This is a genomic window from Arthrobacter sp. 01T428, assembly GCF_056398685.1.
On the sequence record NZ_JBFTPW010000008.1, the window covers coordinates 211,619 to 230,869 of the forward strand.

The 19,251-nt window shown below is 65.4% G+C and carries 16 protein-coding genes; 12 read left to right on the forward strand and 4 right to left on the reverse strand.

Features of this window, described 5'->3' with window-relative positions:
- The first annotated feature begins 171 nt into the window (after positions 1-171).
- Entirely contained in the window at positions 172-744 is a 573-nt protein-coding gene (locus tag AC1DJB_RS11755; protein ID WP_284989853.1) for a GtrA family protein, read from the forward strand.
- A 5-nt stretch (positions 745-749) separates the two neighbouring features.
- Here the strand turns inward: AC1DJB_RS11755 and AC1DJB_RS11760 are convergent, their stop codons facing one another.
- Positions 750-1,448, reverse strand: coding sequence for a TIGR03089 family protein (locus AC1DJB_RS11760; RefSeq protein WP_476910275.1), 699 nt, complete (start codon positions 1,446-1,448; stop codon positions 750-752).
- A 364-nt stretch (positions 1,449-1,812) separates the two neighbouring features.
- On the opposite strand from AC1DJB_RS11760, the gene AC1DJB_RS11765 reads away from it, so the two are divergent.
- Genes AC1DJB_RS11765 through AC1DJB_RS11775 form a run of 3 tightly spaced genes read left to right on the forward strand, consistent with a single transcriptional unit; the run spans position 1,813 to position 7,344 of the window.
- On the forward strand, positions 1,813-2,358 hold the full coding sequence (locus AC1DJB_RS11765; RefSeq protein WP_084784377.1) for a WhiB family transcriptional regulator: 546 nt from the start codon (positions 1,813-1,815) through the stop codon (positions 2,356-2,358).
- Positions 2,358-5,690, forward strand: a complete 3,333-nt coding sequence (locus tag AC1DJB_RS11770) for a glycosyltransferase (RefSeq protein WP_476910292.1) — start codon at positions 2,358-2,360, stop codon at positions 5,688-5,690. The genes AC1DJB_RS11765 and AC1DJB_RS11770 overlap by 1 nt, the downstream gene beginning before the upstream one ends.
- The gene (locus AC1DJB_RS11775) at positions 5,683-7,344 is read left to right on the forward strand and encodes a DUF5719 family protein (RefSeq protein ID WP_476910276.1); all 1,662 of its coding nucleotides are present in this window, start codon (positions 5,683-5,685) and stop codon (positions 7,342-7,344) included. The genes AC1DJB_RS11770 and AC1DJB_RS11775 overlap by 8 nt, the downstream gene beginning before the upstream one ends.
- Here AC1DJB_RS11775 and AC1DJB_RS11780 read toward each other — a convergent pair.
- A complete protein-coding gene (locus AC1DJB_RS11780; protein WP_284989848.1) occupies positions 7,338-7,856 on the reverse strand; it encodes a metallopeptidase family protein in 519 nt (172 codons plus the stop codon). The genes AC1DJB_RS11775 and AC1DJB_RS11780 overlap by 7 nt on opposite strands.
- 97 nt (positions 7,857-7,953) lie before the next feature.
- On the opposite strand from AC1DJB_RS11780, the gene AC1DJB_RS11785 reads away from it, so the two are divergent.
- The 5 genes from AC1DJB_RS11785 to AC1DJB_RS11805 all read left to right on the forward strand — a co-directional run bounded on the left by AC1DJB_RS11785 (position 7,954) and on the right by AC1DJB_RS11805 (position 13,103).
- The gene (locus tag AC1DJB_RS11785) at positions 7,954-8,328 is read left to right on the forward strand and encodes a DUF3499 domain-containing protein (protein WP_284752499.1); all 375 of its coding nucleotides are present in this window, start codon (positions 7,954-7,956) and stop codon (positions 8,326-8,328) included.
- 185 nt (positions 8,329-8,513) lie between these two features.
- Positions 8,514-8,741 carry a Trm112 family protein gene (locus AC1DJB_RS11790; protein WP_059387950.1) on the forward strand — a complete coding sequence of 76 codons (228 nt, stop codon included), beginning with the start codon at positions 8,514-8,516 and terminating at the stop codon, positions 8,739-8,741.
- 41 nt (positions 8,742-8,782) lie between these two features.
- A complete protein-coding gene (gene ahcY, locus AC1DJB_RS11795) occupies positions 8,783-10,264 on the forward strand; it encodes an adenosylhomocysteinase (RefSeq protein ID WP_476910277.1) in 1,482 nt (493 codons plus the stop codon).
- Positions 10,265-10,384: 120 nt separating this feature from the next.
- Positions 10,385-11,731, forward strand: coding sequence for a L,D-transpeptidase (locus AC1DJB_RS11800; RefSeq protein ID WP_476910278.1), 1,347 nt, complete (start codon positions 10,385-10,387; stop codon positions 11,729-11,731).
- A 184-nt stretch (positions 11,732-11,915) separates the two neighbouring features.
- Complete coding sequence (locus tag AC1DJB_RS11805; RefSeq protein ID WP_476910279.1) at positions 11,916-13,103, forward strand: L,D-transpeptidase; 1,188 nt, start codon at positions 11,916-11,918, stop codon at positions 13,101-13,103.
- Between the two features lie 66 nt (positions 13,104-13,169).
- Here AC1DJB_RS11805 and AC1DJB_RS11810 read toward each other — a convergent pair whose 3' ends face one another.
- Positions 13,170-13,970: an RDD family protein gene (locus tag AC1DJB_RS11810; RefSeq protein ID WP_476910280.1), complete on the reverse strand. Its 801-nt coding sequence runs from the start codon at positions 13,968-13,970 to the stop codon at positions 13,170-13,172.
- Positions 13,971-14,110: 140 nt separating this feature from the next.
- On the opposite strand from AC1DJB_RS11810, the gene AC1DJB_RS11815 reads away from it, so the two are divergent.
- Entirely contained in the window at positions 14,111-15,103 is a 993-nt protein-coding gene (locus tag AC1DJB_RS11815) for a stage II sporulation protein M (RefSeq protein WP_306961198.1), read from the forward strand.
- 146 nt (positions 15,104-15,249) lie between these two features.
- The gene (locus AC1DJB_RS11820; RefSeq protein WP_307052641.1) at positions 15,250-16,449 is read left to right on the forward strand and encodes a TIGR01906 family membrane protein; all 1,200 of its coding nucleotides are present in this window, start codon (positions 15,250-15,252) and stop codon (positions 16,447-16,449) included.
- 117 nt (positions 16,450-16,566) lie between these two features.
- On the opposite strand, the gene AC1DJB_RS11825 is transcribed toward AC1DJB_RS11820, so the two are convergent.
- On the reverse strand, positions 16,567-18,213 hold the full coding sequence (locus AC1DJB_RS11825) for a dolichyl-phosphate-mannose--protein mannosyltransferase (RefSeq protein WP_284989840.1): 1,647 nt from the start codon (positions 18,211-18,213) through the stop codon (positions 16,567-16,569).
- A gap of 155 nt (positions 18,214-18,368) precedes the next feature.
- On the opposite strand from AC1DJB_RS11825, the gene rsmI reads away from it, so the two are divergent.
- Positions 18,369-19,211 (forward strand): 16S rRNA (cytidine(1402)-2'-O)-methyltransferase, encoded by an 843-nt coding sequence (rsmI, locus tag AC1DJB_RS11830; protein ID WP_441437696.1) that lies wholly within the window; start codon positions 18,369-18,371, stop codon positions 19,209-19,211.
- The last annotated feature ends 40 nt before the right edge of the window (positions 19,212-19,251 follow it).

Sequence of the window (19,251 nt, forward strand, 5' to 3'; positions counted from 1 at the left end):
AAGGTTCAGCCTACCGAACCAGCGGCTGGTTCCCAGATTCTGCTCGCCGCTGGGTCCTTGGAACCCGGCTCGAAGCCGTCGGTACGGAACAAATGGGCAAGCTCCAAGAAATCGGAGCTAAAATGGAGGCTTCGGCCCATCGGCCCCCTAGAACAACGGCCATGGAGGGTCATGATCAACACACTTGCAGATCGCATCCGCGGGCTCGCCTCGCTCTTTTGGCGCGAAGTAGCCAAGTTTGGCGCTGTCGGCGGTGTTGCGTTCGTCATAGATAACGGCTTGACCTACTATCTCATGCACGGCCCGATGTCGGACAGTGAGGCGAAGGCCCGTTTCGTCGGCGCCACCGTGGCCACCGTGTTCTCGTGGATCGCCAACCGTTTCTGGACCTTCCGCCACCGCCGCCAGCAGAACGTGGTGCGCGAGTTCGTGATGTTCATCATCATCAACGGAATTGGTATCGGCATCTCCACCGGCCTCACCGCCATCGCCAAATACGGCATGAACATCCAGGACAAGAACGTCCTCTTCGCCGCCGGAGTCGTCGGCATCCTCGTGGCCACTGTCGTGCGCTTCTTCGCCTACCGCTTCCTGGTCTTCAACAAGGAACTCGACGAAGAGCCCGCCTTCTCGCATGACCACGAGATCATCGAGGCCCACCACAGGGCCAAGGCCAAGGCCATGCATGTTGCCAGCTCCGAGACTGGCTCGGACCAAGGCGAAGACGCGGTCAAGCGCCGCTGACGTGCCTAGGCGCCGCTGACGCGCTCGTTGTCCAGCAGGTGCCGGGTGACGTCGACGTCCGGGTGCACGAGGACCACTGAACCGTCTTTGCTCCACGCGCCCAGTGCGTCCGCGAGGGCCGACTCCAAGCCGTCGGCCGCGCGGACCAGCAGGCGGACGCCGGCGTCGTGTTCCTTGGCGAAGCCGTCCAGCAATTCGCCGTGCGAGTGTCCGGCTTCAGGGCGGCGCAGCGCCGGCAGCGCGGCGTCCGGTTCGGCGTGCGCCATGAACACGTCGCCGTGGGAGCGGACTTCGGCCGCGTAGTCCACGACGCCGGCAGGCAGTTCTCCCGGCCAGCGCATCGCAAGTGCCGCGAGCGGCACGGCGACGACGGCGTCGAAGTCGGCTCCCGCACCGACGTCGGGGGTGTCCGTGACAAGCAGGTCGGCGCTGCCGCCGTCGAGCACCAGTTCCATCCCCAACTGCCATCCGGCCAGCGCCCATACGAGGGACTTCCAATGGGCCGGCAGGTCGAGGCGAAGGCTCATGCCCGGTTCGGCGTCGAACTCGTCCTGGAGTAGGTTGCTGGTCTTGGCCACCCAATTGTCCAGGACCCGTCCCGAGAGCTCCACCCGTTCGGCGTCCGGCCCGTACCAGGTCAGTCGGGGGGATGTGGCGTGTCCGGAGCGCAGGGCTGCCATCAGGTTCATCGCGGGGGTGTTCATGGCTACATCTTGCCACGGGGCGTCCGGCCCGGCGCAGGCGGGTATGACTTGCGCCACACGGGGCCAAGGGCCGGTGACGGCACGGCGCTTGAGGGCCAAGCAATTTCCCTGAAATTCAATGAAAATACATCTTAAGTGAGTCGAAGCTTCCGTTTTTCCGCGGAAGCGCGCGGATGGGGCAAAAAAATCGCGGGCGTGGCGCGGCGGGAGTTAGTGCGGAAAGTTGATTATTATCCCGGCGCGGCTTGACGGCTTGGTAGTTACACACGTGTAATTAGATATCGAACGCCGCTGCGGGAGTATCGGGTACATAACCGAGTACCGAATGAGCACGGCAGCAGCTGCACACATCAGGAGGGACGCCATGGGGCAAGCGTTGCGTATCCAGGAAGATGCAGTCGTCGCGGAATATGCGTCGGTGAAGTACCGGTCGCGTGAAGTTCCGGGGGATTGGTATGTTGACCCGGCAGATCCGCAGGCGGCGGACCGCTACATAGAGACCACTCGGGAGTCACTGGAAGATGAGGCAACAGCCTTTCTTGCTGCCCACGAGGCTCTTGTGGGAGGCACGCCGGCAGATCCGGAGGATGATCTCGACGATCCTCCGATGGAGCTGCGCCGTCCGCTCGACAACCCGGCCCAGCCGGTGTGGATCGGGCTTCCGCGCCAGGGGGACTTCGACGACGAAGGCGAACTCGGCTGGCAGACGGACGCATTGTGCGCCCAGACGGACCCGGAGGCGTTCTTCCCTGAGAAGGGCGGCTCCACGCGGGATGCCAAAAAGGTTTGCGGTGCGTGCAATGTCCGTTCGCAGTGCCTTGAATACGCACTCGCCAATGATGAACGTTTTGGTATCTGGGGCGGGCTCTCCGAGCGTGAACGCCGCAGGCTGAGGAAGCGAGCGGTCTGATTCTCAAGGCAGTACACGTTACCGCCGTCGTCGTCTCGCACGACGGCGGTAACTATCTCCCCAGAACCCTGGCGGCTCTGCTGGACCAGACGCGTCCGGCAGATGCCGCCATTGGCATTGATACGGGCTCCCGCGACAAGTCCGCCGCGTTGCTGCAGCGGGCTCTCGGCAAGGCCAATGTCACCGGCACCGGCGAACACAAAGTAGGTTTCGGTGCGGCCGTCATGGCCGGCCTGGCCCGCTCGGCGCCACCTTCGCGGGAGCCGGGAGCCGTGGAATGGATCTGGTTGTTGCACGACGACGCCGCTCCCGCCCCGGATGCACTCGCCGAACTGCTTCAGGCAGTCGAGCGAGCCCCTTCGGTCACAGTGGCCGGTTGCAAGCAGTTGTCCTGGAACGCGGAACGCAGGCTCGTCGACGCCGGCCTGTCCACGAGCCGCTGGGCCGAACGGCTGACGCTCATTGAATCCGACGAACTCGACCAGGGCCAGTACGACGGGCGCACGGACACTTTTGCGGTGAATTCCGCCGGCATGCTGATCCGCCGCGACGCCTGGGAGCAATTGGGCGGCTTCGACCCCGCGATTCCCGGAGTGGGAGACGACGTCGATTTCTGTTGGCGCAACTGGCTGGCGGGCAACAGGGTGGTGGTGGTTCCGGCGGCGCGCATGTTCCACGTGGAGAACCGTCCCCACAGCCTGGCGACACCTGCGGCCGCACGCAAGAGCCAAGTCCATTTGAGGCTCACCCACGCTTCGCCGTGGAAGGTTCCGCTGCACGCGCTCGGCGCGTTGCTCGGGAGCATGGTCAGGCTCGTCTTAAGCATCCTGGTCAAAGAACCGGGTCACGGAATTTCCCAGCTTGGCGCGACCGTTGCGGCGCTCGGCCGTCCCGGGGCGATTTGGCGTTCGCGGCGAAACGCCGCCCGGACGCGACGCGTACCGCGGTCAATGGTCAAGGGCCTGCAGACACCGCGGCGCGAGGTTTGGGCCCATCGACGCTCCCTCGTCGAGGCGATTGGCGCAGACGAATTCCAGGAGACCGACTCCCTGGCTCCGGAACCGAGCGGTGACGCAGGTGACGATTTTGTGGCCCTAGCAACGAATGAGCGGGGTTGGATCGGGACGGGCGCGGTGGCCGCCGCGTTTGTTGCACTGGCTGCCTCCATCGTGGGGCTGCTGGGGCTCCTGGGTGCAAACGGCGTGACGGGCGGCGGCCTCTTGCCGTTGTCCGCCGCAGGCGACATCTGGCGGTCGGCATCCACGTGGTGGATTGGCTTGGGCGCGGGTTTGCCCGGACACGGGGATCCGTTCGCCTACATCCTGTGGCTTGTGTCATTGCTCGGGGGAAGCGATTCCAGCACGGCGATCGTGTGGCTGTTGTTGTTGGCGATGCCACTGTCAGGATTGGGCGCCTGGTTTGCCGCGGGCGCGATGACCAGCTTGCGCCGCTACCGCTTCATGGCGGCGCTGATCTGGGCCGCAGCCCCGGCCCTTCAAGTCGCCGTGAACCAAGGACGGGCCGGCGCCCTCTTGGCCCACGTAGTGATGCCCTTGTTGGTGCTGGCACTCTTCCGGGCCACCGGATCGGCCCTGGGGCGCGGAACTACGCTGGACCAGGTCCAGCAGTCCGGCCGCGCCGCAACCAGGCCGTTGCCGGGCAAGCCGGGCGTCAACGGCACTCCGTCGTGGACTGCTGCTGCCGCGGCCGGCTTGGCGCTGGCCGTGGTGACTGCCTCTGCGCCATCCCTGCTTCCTCCCTTTGCCGTCCTCATTGTTTTTTGCGGCATCGCCTTGGGGCGGCGGGGCCGGACCATTTGGTGGTCGCTGCTTCCAAGCGCCGCGCTCTTTGCGCCGTACGTCCTCTCGGCGCTTGAACGGCCCCGCACCATGCTGGCCGATCCTGGCGTCCCGTTGGGATTCGAAGCCGCACCGTTGTGGCAGCAACTGCTTGGCCAACCCTTGAAATTCGACGTCAACGGCGGAGTGGCCGGCTTGGCATTATTCGGCCCGTCGGGTATTCCGTGGGCGCTGGCGCTTGCCCTGCTGATCGGCGCGCCGGTCCTGCTCCTGTCCATCGCCGCACTCTTTGTCCCCGGAGGCCGGTCCCGCGTCACGCGTTTCCTCTGGGCCGGAGCCCTTGTGCTCCTCGCTTGGGCATGGCTCGCCGGACACGTCGCAACCGGAGTCGACGGCAACCTGCTCGTCGCGCCATTCACGGGTCCGGCAGTTTCCGCGGCCGGGTTCGCGTTCCTGGGAGCGGCGCTGATCGGCGCCGATAACCTCCTCCACCTGAAGGCCAAGGCGGAAGACGGCCGCCCGGTCCAACGCGCGGCAGTGCGCATCGTCTCCGCTGTAGCGACGCTTCTCCTTATTGCCGGACCCCTGGCAAGCATGGGCCTCTGGGCAACCCAGAATGTCCTGGCCGGCCCAGACAGCCCGCCCTCGGCTAGCGGCGCGCTGGGCACGCCGCGACTGGTCCAGCCCGCAGGTCCCGGCACGTTGCCGGCCACCGCCTTCGACCACGGCCAAGGGCCGGAACAGACCCGCACGCTGGTCATCACCGCCGGTGAGAACGGTGGCTACACGTCATCCCTCATGCGCGGAGCCGGAACTACTTTGGACTCGCTCTCGACTGTCGCTGCCGGACGTTCCATTGTGGGATCACCCGGGCAGGAACGCCTCGTGGCCGACGACGACGCTACCGCGTCCATCCGGAACGCCGTAGCCACGATTGTCGCGGGAACAGGGGTTGACCCGCGGCCCGCCCTTGAGCAGCTTGGCGCAGGATTCGTGGTTCTGAAGTCAGCCGACACCGCCGCACCGTTGACGGCCAACCGGATCGATTCCGTGCCCGGCCTGGTGGCTGTGGGCAAAACCGATTCCGGGTGGCTGTGGCGGGTCACGCCGCTCAACCAGGCCGCCGCGGCCGACGCCGAAACGGCACACCGTGTCAGGGTGGTGGACGCAAAAGGTGCCGTCGTTGCGCTCTTGCCTTCCGTTGGATCCTCTGCCACCGGCAACATCCCGGCGGGCGGGGACGAACGCCTGGTGGTGCTCGCTGAGCGGGCAGATGCCGGTTGGAGCGCTTGGTTGGATGGCCGCCAACTGAGCCCGACGACGTCCGGATGGGCCCAAGCATTCACCTTGCCGTCCGCGGGCGGCCAGATCGAGATCCGCTATACCACCGTGTGGGAGCCTTGGCTCAGCATTTTGCAGGCCGTGGTGATTGGATTGACCGTCCTTCTGGCCATCCCCATGCCTGCCCGCAGGCCGAAAGCCGGCCTCCTGAAGGAACAAAACTCCCTCCGTAAGGAGTACAGCAGTGTCTGACAACCAAGGACCGGCAGCCGAGCCCGGAGCGGGGTCGAGGAAGCGCGGCCAGCGCAAAGCCCACAACCAGAGCAAAGGCCAGAACAAGAACAAGGCCGTTGTGTTGGGAGCGCTTTCCGCGACGTTGCTCCTTGCTGCTGGGGCCGGGATGGTGTCGGCAGCCTCGATCCTGCCGTCGCCGTCGGGAAGCAAAACGCTGGACATGACCCTAGCGGATGTCCCGGCGGGCAGGACAGCCGCAGTGTGTCCGGCACCTCCCCGTCTCGCCGAGGGAACGAGCGCGGGCACCGACAGCCAGTTCAGCCCTGTTTCGCGTTCGGCAAAGAGCTTCCTGGACGCGGTGGTGCTTAGCGACGCCGGCGGATCCGTTCCCGGGAGCAACCTCGCCTCGCTCGGTGGTTCTGCAATCGCCGATATTGCCAAGCCTCCCGCCGCCGCCCCAGCCCCTGCGTCCGGGCCGCCCGTGCTGAATGCCGGCGTCGTGGCCCAGCGGCCTGCGGGCGACGTCACCGTGGTGGGCGCCGATCCCATCAGCGGCCAGAAGGCCGCGGTAGCGGGCCTGATGAGCTACACCGCGAGCGACGGCGACCTCCGCGGACTGGCGGCAGCACCCTGCCAGCAGCCGGTCAATGATGCATGGCTCCTTGGAGCGAACACTGCACTCGGGCGAACGGCGGTCTTGAACATCAGCAATGCCTCGGGCACCCCGGCTACCGTCAATCTCGAGCTGTTCGGCGCCCACGGGCAGATCCAAGCCCCGGACAGCCGAGGCTTGCTGGTTTCGCCGGGAGCTACCCGGTCCATCAATTTGGCCGGACTGGCCCCGAACGAGGGTCAGCTCTCGGTGCATTTGCGCAGCAGCGGCGGCCCGGTCGCGGCAACCATCCAGCAAAGCGTCCTCCGGGGCCTCACCGCCGGTGGCGTCGAGGTCATCACTCCAGGTGCCGGCGCCGCCGATTCCCAGGTCATGACCGGGGTGGACGTCCAGGACCCGGCCGCCGTGAAGTCACTCGCGGACAAGCCCGGTTTTGCCGACGTCGTTCCGGCCCTGCAGATCACCGTTCCCGGTCCTGTGGACGCCGTCGTGGACGTGCGCTTGTACGGGCCGAACGGCCAGCGCGCTTTGCCCGGCGGGGGAGCCGTGACCGCGAAGGCGGGTTCGGTCACCGAAGTGCCGCTCGCGGGCGTCCCGGCCGGTATGTATACCGTCAGCGCTAGCTCGGATGTTTCCTTCGCAGCGTCCTCCCGCGTAACGCGGGGGCTCAAGGCGGAGGACCCCGTTGACTTCGCCTGGTCTCCGGCTGCGGTCCGTTTGGGCAGCCAGCATGTGATGGCGGTACCCCAAGGCGGGACCCGTTTCCTCAGCTTCGGTGTGCCGACGGGACGGGCCACTGTCAGTTACACGCCGGTCACCTCGGACGGCAAGGTACACAAGGCGCAAACGGTCGACATCGCCGGAGGGACCACCGCGGTCATCGGCGTTCCGGACAAGTCCGACGGCGCGGCGGTTTCGGGCTACATCGTGTCGGCGGCAGGGGACGCGGCCTACGGCGCGCTCGTCCTCGGCCAGGGCGATCAACCAGGCGTTTCGGTCCTGACCATCCAGGATGGCGCTGCGGGCCACGAAAAAGTGCAGGTCACGCTCGGTTACTGATAGCGGCGGCGGTACACGGGGTCCAGGGTCTCCGGCGGCACTCCGAGCATCTCGGCGGTGTACTCGACGACGACGTCGTGCACCAGGTCCTGGAGGTCCTCGCGGCCGCCGGTGGTGTGCTCGACGACGCGCCGATAGATGGTGATGACGGGGCCCGCGCCGCGGGCTGCCGGGGTGTACGAGCCCAGCGGTGCCGCGGTGCCTTGTGCCACCAGTTCCTCAAGGTTCGGCGGGATCTCGTCCACCGCGAACGCGACACCGTCGAGCCGTTTGCCCCACATATCCTGCAGCCGTTCAGCGGAATCGAGCACGAGGTCGTCGAACCTTTCGGCGCGCGTCCGGTAGCCGGGAAGGTTGGGAAGGATGATTTCGCCGCGCAAGCCCCGCCCGTGGCGGTTCCTGCGGCGCTCCCTGAAGCCGCGTGCGGACGTGCCCGCCGTCGTCGTTTCCTGGCTGTCCCCGGTGCCGGACAAATGGACTGTGAAGCCCGGAACGTGGTGCTGTGACTGCATATATCGACTCTAGACCCGTGATTCCGCCAACGCGACATAATGCGCGCAAAGGGGCAATGCACCGCGCCGCGGGGAAGTGCGGCTAATCTGGGATGTTGTGGGTGCAATTCGTCAGTGTTCCAGATCAGCTTGCCGCCAATCCGCGGTGGCTACTTTGACGTACGTCTATGCCGAGTCCACGGCGGTGCTTGGTCCGTTGGCCACGTATGCCGAGCCGCATTCCTACGATCTGTGTGCGCAGCATGCCGAGTCGCTGACCGTACCGAGGGGCTGGGAAGTCATGCGGCTCGCCATGCCGTCCTCACCGCCCCAGCCGGGGCCGGACGATCTCCTTGCCCTGGCGAATGCAGTGCGGGAAGCCGCATCGGCGCCTGCCGCGCCGGAACAGCGCACAGTCCGGGCCCCCTTTGACGGACCGGCCCCCGTGGAGGGAACAAGGCGCCACCTGCGCATCCTGCGCGATCCGTCCTGAACCCGGACGACAGCAACCACGCGTCCATTGCCTCTGTCTACCGCCGCGTGTGTCGCCCAATGTGTCGCGGCTCCCTGAGCGACAAGCATTGTGACACCGTGTGCAGCGCCGCTGGGTTGTACTCTGGAAGCTGCCATATCTGTCCAAAGCGGCGTCCGCGAGATGCCATCCAGGGAGCTTCAACCATGCCAAAGGTCAGTCCTGAATTGTTGTCCATCCTGCGGTGCCCTGTCACCGGGTCCCCGCTGGAGCAGGACGGCGAGGAACTTGTCTCGACGGCCGCGTCCGCCTCGGGTGAGAAGCTCCGCTATGCAATCCAGGACGGAATCCCCTTGCTCCTGCCCCCGGAGCTGCTGGCCGCCGCCAACGCCGCGGCCTCAGACCAGCACGACGCAGGCCGGCACGACGCCTGAGCCCCCCTGACTCGACCATTCGGTACTTCCAAAGGACTTCCATGACTTTCGACTACAAGGTTGCAGACATCTCCCTGGCCGAAGCCGGGCGCCACCAGATTCGCCTGGCAGAGCACGAAATGCCGGGCCTCATGTCGCTGCGCGCCGAGTTCGGTCCAAGCCAGCCGCTCAAGGGGGCGCGTATTGCCGGGTCCCTGCACATGACCGTGCAGACCGCGGTGCTCATCGAGACGCTGACGGCCCTCGGCGCGGAGGTGCGGTGGGCCTCGTGCAACATCTTTTCCACCCAGGACGAGGCAGCGGCCGCCGTTGTCGTCGGCAAGGGAACTGTCGAGGATCCCCGGGGTGTTCCCGTGTTCGCCTGGAAGGGCGAGACCCTCGACGAATACTGGTGGACCGCCGAGCAGATCCTCACCTGGCCGGGCGCGGACGCCAACCCTGAGCTTGGGCCCAACATGATCCTCGACGACGGCGGAGACGCCACGCTGCTGGTCCACAAAGGCGTCGAATTCGAAGCAGCCGGCGCGGTGCCGACCGCCACGGAGAGTGATCCCGAAGAGTATGCGCTGGTCCTCGACGTGCTGCGGAAGAGCCTTGCCGCCGACCCGAAGAAGTGGACCCGCATCGCCGCCGGGATCCGTGGCGTGAGCGAAGAAACCACCACGGGCGTGCACCGGCTCTACCAGCTCGCCGAACAGGGCAAGCTGCTGTTCCCGGCCATCAACGTCAACGACTCGGTGACCAAGAGCAAATTCGATAACAAGTACGGCATCCGCCACTCCCTGCCGGACGGCCTCAACCGCGCCACGGATGTCCTGATGGGCGGAAAGGTCGCCATCGTCTGCGGCTATGGCGACGTCGGCAAGGGCGCCGCAGAGGCGCTCCGCGGCCAGGGTTCGCGCGTGATCGTGACGGAGATCGACCCCATCTGCGCGCTCCAGGCAGCAATGGACGGGTACCAGGTGGCCAAGCTGGATTCCGTGTTGGAACAGGGCGACATCTTCATCACGACTACGGGCAACAAGGACGTCATCATGGCCTCCGACATGCTCCGCATGAAGAACAAGGCGATCGTGGGCAACATCGGCCACTTCGACAACGAGATCGACATGGCCGGACTGGCAAAGGTCCCCGGCGTGCACAAGGTGGAAATCAAGCCGCAGGTCCACGAGTGGGTGTTCGCCGCAGCCGACGGCCGCGAGGAGCGTTCGATCATCGTGCTTTCCGAAGGCCGCCTCCTGAACCTGGGCAACGCCACGGGCCACCCCTCGTTCGTTATGAGCAACTCCTTCGCGAACCAGACGATCGCCCAGATCGAGCTGTGGACCAAGAGGGACCAGCCCGAGGCCGAGCGCGAATACTCGAACCAGGTCTATGTCCTGCCCAAGATCCTCGATGAGAAGGTTGCCCGCCTGCACCTGGATGCTTTGGGCGTGGAACTGACCGAGCTCAGCAAGGAACAGGCGGAATACCTGGACCTTGACGTTGCCGGGCCGTACAAGCCGGAACACTACCGGTACTAAGAACACTGGCTGGGGGCACGCCGGAAGGCGGGCTCCCAGCCAATATCAAGCCGCGCCCCTTAGGATGCGGCTGTGGGGCGTGAGTTTTATTGGGGGGCGTGAGTTTTGGAGAAAAAAGGAATGGGCCTTAATCCCGACGGCGAGCAAGCGGACACTTTCGAGCAAGTGGACGCTGCGAGGCTCTTCGACACCGAGCAGGACGGCGGCAGCGCCCGGCACTTGGATGCTGGGCACTTGGACGCTGGGCCGACGAAGCGAAGCAGGTTCCGCAAGGTCGCCTGGATCGTGGTTGTCTGCCTCATTGCCGCGCTCAGCGGCACGTTCGCCGCAGTGGCCCCGCATGCGGCGAGTGCGGCAATCGAGTCCGAGGGATCATCAGGTGAACGCAGCGAGGCAGCGGCGGTGCTGCCCGTCGTGAAGCCTGCCACGGTGGTTGCCTCGCCTGCGAGCGGAGCCAAACAGGTGAACCCGGCTGCGCCCGTCACTATCAGCGTCAAGGACGGAACCCTGGACAGGGTCTCCCTGACGAGCGCCCAAGGCAAGACCGTTGATGGTGCGTTGACCCCGGATGGACTGAGCTGGACGGCATCCACTCCGCTCGAATTCAACTCCTCCTACACCTTCAATTACACCGTTGCCGATGCGGCCGGTCGCGCAACGTCGAAGACCGGATCCTTCACGACGGTCTCCACGCAGAACGAGGCCGACGCCGCCATGTACCCCCTGGACGGGGCGAAGGTGGGCGTGGCGCAGCCGCTCCAGCTCACGTTCAGCGAACCGGTCGTCAACAAGGCCGCTGTCGAGAAGGCCATCAAGGTCACCTCCACGTCGGGCCAGGTGGGGGCCTTCCACTGGTTCAGCGACACCATGGTGCGCTACCGTCCGGAGAACTTCTGGGCAGCGAACAGCACCGTCACCGTGGATCTCAAGCTGTTCGGGGTGGACTTCGGCAACGGCCAGATCGGCAACTTCAACAAGACGAACACCTTCAAGATCGGCGACAAGAAGGTGGCGGTGGCCGACGCGGTTGCCCACACGTTCACGGTCAGCATCAACGACCAGCAAGTGGGCCAGTGGCCGGACACCATGGGCGACACCAGGTTCCCTTCCGCGCGCGGCTACTTGGTCCTTATGGAGAAGTACCGGGTGGAGCACATGGACGCCTCCACCATCGGCCTTAAGCCGGGGGATCCGGCCTACTACGGACAGCTTGACGTCAACTACGCGACGCGCCTGACGCCCAGCGGCGAGTTCATCCACCAGGCCACCGACTCGGCCTTGCCGTACATCGGCGTCACGAACCTCTCCCACGGCTGCATCGGATTGGGACCTGACGGCGCGAAATGGGTGTTCGACAACATGACGACCGGAGACGTCGTCCAAGTGGTCAATACCCAGGGTGACTACGCCAACTACGACGACGGCTTTGGCGACTGGAACATCCCCTGGGCCCAATACGCCAACTGACCCAATACGCCGACTGACCCAATACGCCGACTGATAGGGCGCGCCTGAGCGCACTGCCCCGGACGCATCGGAACCCCCGGTAGACTTGGCGGGTCAGTCTTGGGGGCTGGCTTTCTGCCGGGGGATGTGGAGTTGCACTGTGGCGTCGCAAAGGAAAAGCAAGACCGGGAAGATTCTCGGAATCATGGGGATATGTGCCGGCGTTGCGGTCGGAGGAATCGGTGTTGCAACCGCCCCGAACTGGCTGCAAACGGCGGTCGAATCAGAAGCGGGATCTCCGCAACGCACGGATGCCGGGTTGGCGTCCGCTGTCGTCAAGGCAGTGGAACTGGGAATCACGCCCCTTGACGGCGCCCGCGAAGTGAATCCCGCCGTCGGGCCTTCCGTGAAGGCGGTACACGGCACGCTGAAGGACGTTGAACTCGTCCCGGCCAAGGGCGGAAAGGCCATCACGGGAAGCATCAGTTCCGATGGCAGCACCTGGTCCACGCTGGATCCCTTGGCGTTCAACACCGAGTACCGTTATGGCTTCACTGTTGTTGACGGCGCGGGCCGGGAAACCCGGAAGACGCAATCCTTCAGCACGGTATCCACGCCCAACGAGGCCAATGCCTTGGTGTTCCCCAACGACGGTTCCGTCATGGGTTCGGGGCAACCCATCGAAATCAACTTCAGCGAGCCTGTGGCGGATAAAGCCGCCATGGAACAGGCCGTGAAGATCGGCGTTTCCTCTGGCCAGGAAGTGGCCTGGCGCTGGTACTCGGACCGCAAAGTGCGGATCCGCCCGGAGACCTTCTGGGCGGCCAACACGAGCGTCACAGTGGACATGCCTTTGTTCGGCAAGGATTTCGGCAACGGAATGATCGGCAACTCCAATGTCAAGGCAGTGTTCACGACCGGTCCGCAGCGGATAGCGGTAGTGGACGACGCCACCAAGACCATGAAGGTGTATTTCGACGGCGCACTCGTCAAGACAGCTCCCGTCACCCTTGGCAGCCCGGACTGGCTCTCGCCCACCGGATACGCCGTGATCATGGAGCAGGAACGCCACTCCAAATTCAACGCCGGCAGCATCGGACTCAAACCCGGTGACAAGGGCTACTACGCACCGCTCGTCGTCGAGCACGCCAACCGGCTCACGAACTCAGGGGTCTACGTTCACCAAGCGCTTCCATCGGCTTACGGGGCCGTCGGCGCATACAACGTCTCGCACGGCTGCGTTGGCCTGCTCCCGGCCGATGCCGCGTGGTTCTTCAACAACATGCGTACGGGGGATGTGGTGCAGGTACTGAACACCGGAGCCCCCGCGGTGGAACCGCTTGAAGGCTTCGGGGACTGGAACATCGCCTGGGCCGGCTACGCGAAGCGCTAAGCCCTGCCGGGACGTGGAGGCAGTTGTGCCCGACTGCGTTGCGCACCGTGCGTGCCGCGCGCTTTGCTAGCGCGTGAACGGGAGCCTGTTGAGCCGGTCGCCCATAATGGCGCTGCGTTGTTCAGCGCGACGCAGCCGTTCCAGATCCCGGTTTCGCCGCTCGCCCAACACTGCGTTCAGGTAGCCTTCCGGCGTCGTTCCGGGCGGCGGAGGTGGAGCGACGTAAGCCGCCAGCTCGCTTGCGAGGGCCGCGGCCAGGCGGGCGCGTGAGTCCGGAGCCATCCGCCAGGCCTGCTGGATGAACTGTGAGGCCCGCCTCGCCGTCCCGTCGGGAACCCTGCCGATATCGGCGAGCGCCACCCAAGCCTGCAGGTGCGGAGGCGCGAAGGGGAGGATTTTGGGTTCGGCAGGAACGCGCTGCCTGAGCGCATAGGTTCCTGCCATGACGTCCCCGAGCCTCTTCGACTTGTCATTGAACAGTGCCACGGCAATGGCCAATCCGCCGAACGTCGCGTAGATCTCCAGGAACCCGATCAAGCCGCGGATCACTGCGTGCCGGAAACGGATGGATCCGCCGTCGTCGCGCACGATCCTGAGCCCGGTAGCCAGCTTGCCCAGAGAACGGCCACGGCTCAGCGTTTCCACCGCCACGGGGACCACCACGAGGCACAGCACCCCACTGGACAAAACCATCGCGTTGCCCGCGGCCACGTCCACATCCGGTGCCGCCATACCGATCAGGAACAACAGGCCCACCAGCAACACGACGTGAACCAGGACATCGAGCATGAGCCCAAGGGCCCTCGCCCCGAACGATGCCGGCCGTAGTTCAAGGACTACGGCCTCGCCGGTAATGATAGAACTCAAGCCCGCCCCCAAGCATTGCCACGACCTCCGCAGGACCGGACGGCTCCCGCTGGATCGAGTCTAACCGCGGCCACCGATGCGGAGGAGGGCTTTGCGTGGATGTGGGACTGTTTGGGGAGGGTGGGGATTAGGGTAGAGCCGTGGACATGGATGCCTTCTCCGTGGTGAACGGGACCAAATGGGCCCGCTTGCACGAGCTCGCGCACAAACGACGCCTGGACGGCGGCGAAGCCGACGAGCTGCTGCGTTTGTACCAAGTGGCGTCATCACACCTGTCCCTCATCCGGTCCGTGGCCCCGGAGAGCGCACTCTCCGCCTCCTTGTCGGCGGCCCTCGCCCAGGCCCGCACGCGCTTCACCGGGGCACGATCGAATTTCATGGAAGACCTCGCCCGCTTTTTCGTGGTGTCCCTGCCAGCCGCGTTCTACCGATTGCGGTGGCTCACTGTCTGGTGCGGGGTTTTCTTCTGCCTTGTGGCCGGTGCCTACACGTTCTGGATCGGAACGTCCCCGGACGCCTTGAGGGCCCTCGGAAGCAGCAACGCCGTGAAGCAATACGTCGACCACGACTTCGTTGACTACTACTCCGAGAACCCTGCTGCATCCTTCGCCGGCGCGGTCTGGACCAACAATGCCTGGATAGGGGCGCAGGCCGTGGCCTTGGGCATCACCGGATTCTGGGTACCCTACATGCTGTTCGGGAATGCCCAGGGCCTGGGAGTTGCGGCTGGCGTGTTTGCCGCCACCGGCAAGATGGACGTGTTTTTCAGCTACATCCTCCCGCACGGCCTCATGGAGTTGACGGCTGTGTTCATCGCCTCCGCGGGCGGTCTCCGCATTTTCTGGGCGATGGTTTCACCGGGTCCGAGGCGCAGGATGCAGGCAGTCGCGGAAGAAGGCCGTTCCCTGATCACCGTGGCCCTGGGCCTGGTGCTTGTCCTGTTCGTTTCCGGACTCGTCGAGGCCTTCGTCACGCCGAGCCCGCTTCCCGTGTGGGCCAAGATCCTGATCGGTTCGCTCGTTCTCGCGGCATACTGGATCTATGCCTTGGTGCTGGGCGGGCGGGCATTCCGCGCCGGCGCCACGGGTGACCTGGACGCAAACGACGCCGGATACCGGGAGATTGCCGCCTGACGGCACCCGGGTCCGGCCGCAATCCGACGTCCGCCGGGGTGGCTCATCGTCTCTCCGCGAGGGCTGACGGTAGGCTCGATGGCAGAGAAGATTGCCAGCGGACCGTTCCTGCTCCGGCATGTGAATCCTACGGAAGTGAAATCCAAGTGACCGAGAAGAGCCCGATCCCCAAAGATCCGGACGCGGATATCCACGACGACGGCGACGAGCCGGCCTTCGAATGGATGAAGCCCGCGGCCAAGTCCGCAGCCACTGATGCACGTCCGGCCGGGGCCCCTGACGGAGCCCGGGACTCTTTGAGCACACGGGAGCCCGAAGAGGGCAGACCGGGAGACGGCGCCGTGGGAGCGGCAACCGCAGGCGAAGCTGCACGGCCGCCCGCGGGACGGCCCGTGGCAGGACCGTCCGTCGCAGGACCTCCCGTCGCAGGACAACAGGCGGAGAGCCGGGCAGACCGCAAAGCCGCCGAGGCTGCGGAGGCCGGACAGGAACCAGCCCTCTTCGCGGAGCCCTTGCCGACGTCGGCCCTTCAGGTCCGCCCCCCGGAAGCCGAAGTGGAACGCCGCAACCACGAGCGGGAGCAGGCCGCCAACGCCAAGCCGCTGGCCCCGCGCATTTTCCAGGTCCTGCTGGCCGTCTTCTACCCGGTGGTCCTCCTGGTGCTGGCAATCCGCGCCGTGGCGAGCCCGCTGTTCTTGTGGGTGGAGTACTACCGGCCGGGATTCCCTGGCGACGGCTACGGCTTCAACGCCGATGACCGGATGACTTATGGGTCCTACGCCCTGGACTATCTCAGCAACTGGTCCGGTCCACGCTACTTGGGCGAGCTCGTCAACCAGAACGGCGAGAAGCTGTTCAAGGAAGGCGAAGTTTCCCACATGGCCGACGTCAAGACCGTGATGCTCTCCGCATTCGGTGCCGGCGCGCTCATGATCATCATCGGCATCATCGCCATGCTCTATCTGCGCAAGCGAAGCACGGGCGGAATCCGCCGCGGAATGTTTGCCGGTTCGATCGTCACTTTGGTGCTCATCCTTGGACTGGGCACGCTTGCGGCCTTGGGCTGGCAGCAGTTCTTCACGGACTTCCACCACATTTTCTTCGCCAACGGCACCTGGACATTTGCGCTCGACGACACGCTGATCCGCTTGTTCCCGGGGCAATATTGGATGGACTCCGGGATTGCGATCGGTGCATTGGTCTTCATCACGGCCCTGCTGACACTCATCTTCACCTGGCCTACCCGCCGTCGTCGCGGACTTGCACCCAAGAACCAAGCTGCTGCGGAACACAGCGCGGATGCGGACCCGGAGGTCCGCGCGGAAGCCGGCACGCCGGAGAAGTAGCACCACCGAAACGACGAGAAAAGCGGCCCGCCTGGGAATCTCCAATCCCAGGCGGGCCGCTTCGTTCATGCGGGGGTGTTTAGTGTGCGAGCCGTCCTGGCCTTCCGGTCAGGCCGCTCAGATCCAGGACGGCATCCACATGCGCATCCGCCAGTCCTGGTAGCTGATCACTTCCGCCGTCCACACCGGATAGAAGAACGCCGACAACAGCACGGCAAGGACCACCACAAGGCCCACCAGGTACAGGCCGGAGCGGCGCCGCCATGGAGGAGCCCCGCTCCTGCCGAGCACCAGTCCCAATCCATAGACGAGGGCCAGCACGAGGAAGGGCTCGAAGGAAAGCGCATAGAAGTAGAACATGGTGCGCTCCGGGTACATGAACCACGGCAAATACCCGGCGGCGACCCCGGCCAGGATGGCCCCTGCCCGCCAGTCGCGCCGTCCCGCCCACCAGAACAGCACCACAAAGAGCGCAATCGTGGCACCCCACCAGACCACCGGGTTGCCGACCGACAGGATCGCCGAAGTGCAGTTGGGCAGATCGCAGCCGGGAGTGCCCGGCTTGGGGGACTCATAGTAGAACGATGTGGGCCGCCCCATGACAAGCCAGGTCCACGGACTCGCCGAATACGGGTGCGGCGAGCTGAGGCCCTGATGGAAGTTGTAAGCCTGCACGTGGTAGTACGCCAGGGAGCGCAACGGCCCGGGAATCCAGCCCCACGTGGCGGAAGGATTCGTGTCGGCCCAGTGCCGGTAGTAGGCGTCGTTGGAAAGGAACCAACCGGTCCAGGTCGACAAATACACGGCAGTCGCCGCGGGAATCATGGTGAAGAACGCCGGAATGCCGTCCTTGATGATGCCTGCGCTGGGCCAGCTCCGGATGCCCGCAATGCGCCGCGCGCTCATGTCCCAAAACACCGTCATCAAGCCGAAAGCAACAACGAAGAACAGCGCCGACCACTTGGTGCCGACCGCCAAGCCGAGGCAGACACCCGCCGCCAGCCGCCACCACCGGAATCCGAGCCACGGGCCCGAGGCGAGGTGCACCGCCGTCGGACGGCCGTCCTTGGCTCCGCCCGCCAGCGCGGCAAGCCGTGCCGCCAAGCGGCGTCGTCCGTCGTCGCGGTCCATCAGCAGGGCGCCAAAGGCGGCGAGCAGCCAAAACATCAGGAAGATGTCCAGGAGCGAGGTCCGCGACATGACCAGGTGGTGGCCGTCCACGGCGAGCAACAGTCCCGCCACCGCGCCCAGGATGTGGGAACGGAACAGCTTCAGCGCGATCAAGGCGACCAGGAAGATGGAGAGCGTGCCGGTCAGAGCCGCGGAAAACCTCCAGCCGAAGGAATTGTCCGAACCAAAGAGCCACATCCCGAAGGCGATCATCCATTTCCCTACCGGGGGATGCACCACGTACTCGGGGGAGTTGAGCAGGACGTTGGGGTTGCCCGCATTGAAGGCATCGTTGGCCTTGTCCGGCCAGCTCCGCTCGTAACCGCTGACCAGGAACGAGTAGGCATCCTTGACGTAGTAGGTCTCGTCGAAGACGAGGCTATGCGGGTCACCGAGGCGGACAAAACGCAGAATCCCGCCGATCACGGCCGTGATGGCGGGGATCAGCCAGAACCACAGCCTCAACGACGGCGGATAATCCCGCCAGCTCTGGATGGTTCCAATGAGCCGCGTCCGCAGGGCCTCGGCCGTGAAAGCCTCCCGGGGCCGTATCAACCAGGTTTGCGGGGCGGGGCGCACGGAGGTATCGGTCACTCAGCCCATGCTACCTTTTGCCTCCGGTAGCTCCCTGAAGGCCGGAGGCGGAGCCAGGGCATTAGGCTTGTTGGGTGACTGAACAGCTGAGCTCCCCGGATGAAACCACCGTTCCTGATTCGGCGGAGTCCCTTGAGGCGCACGCGCTTCCTGACCTGCCCGACGGCGTAGGCCGGATAGTGCTGGCTGCCACTCCCATCGGCAACGTTGGCGATGCCTCCAGCCGGCTCATCGAGTTGCTGCAGACGGCCGACATCGTCGCAGCGGAGGACACCCGGCGCCTGCATCGGCTCGTCCAGTCGCTCGGCATCACCGTGTCCGGCCGGGTCATCAGCTACCACGAGCACAACGAGGCCGCCAAGACCGAGGAACTGCTGGACCACGTCCGGGCCGGCAAGACCATCATCATGGTGAGCGACGCCGGAATGCCCGCAGTGTCCGACCCCGGCTTCCGCCTCGTGGAGGGAGCCGTGGCCGCCGGGCTCTTCGTCACCGCCTTCCCCGGCCCGTCCGCCGTGCTGACGGCCTTGGCGCTATCGGGGCTGCCCACCGACCGGTTCTGCTTTGAAGGATTCCTGCCCCGCAAAGCCGGAGAACGCAGCTCCCGGCTTGCGGACCTCGCCAACGAACGCCGGACGATGGTGTTCTTCGAGGCCCCGCACAGGCTTGAGCCAATGCTCCGTGCCTTGCACGAGCGTTTCGGCTCGGACCGTCGCATCGCGGTCTGCCGCGAATTGACGAAGACCTACGAGGAAGTCATTCGGGGAACCATCCGGGAATTGCTCGAGTGGGCCGAAAACAACGAGGTCCGCGGCGAGATCGCCGTCGTCGTCGCCGGCGCCCCCGAACAGGCGCCAGGCAAGCCTGAGGACCATGTTGCCGCCGTCAATGAACTCATCGCCCAGGGAATCAGGCTCAAGGAGGCGGTGGCCGCAGTGGCCGAGGACGCCCGCATCAGCAAGCGCGAGCTGTACTCTGCCGTGCTCGCGGCGCGTTAGGCCGTGCTTGCGGCGCGGTTGCTTCAGCCCCCACTCCGGG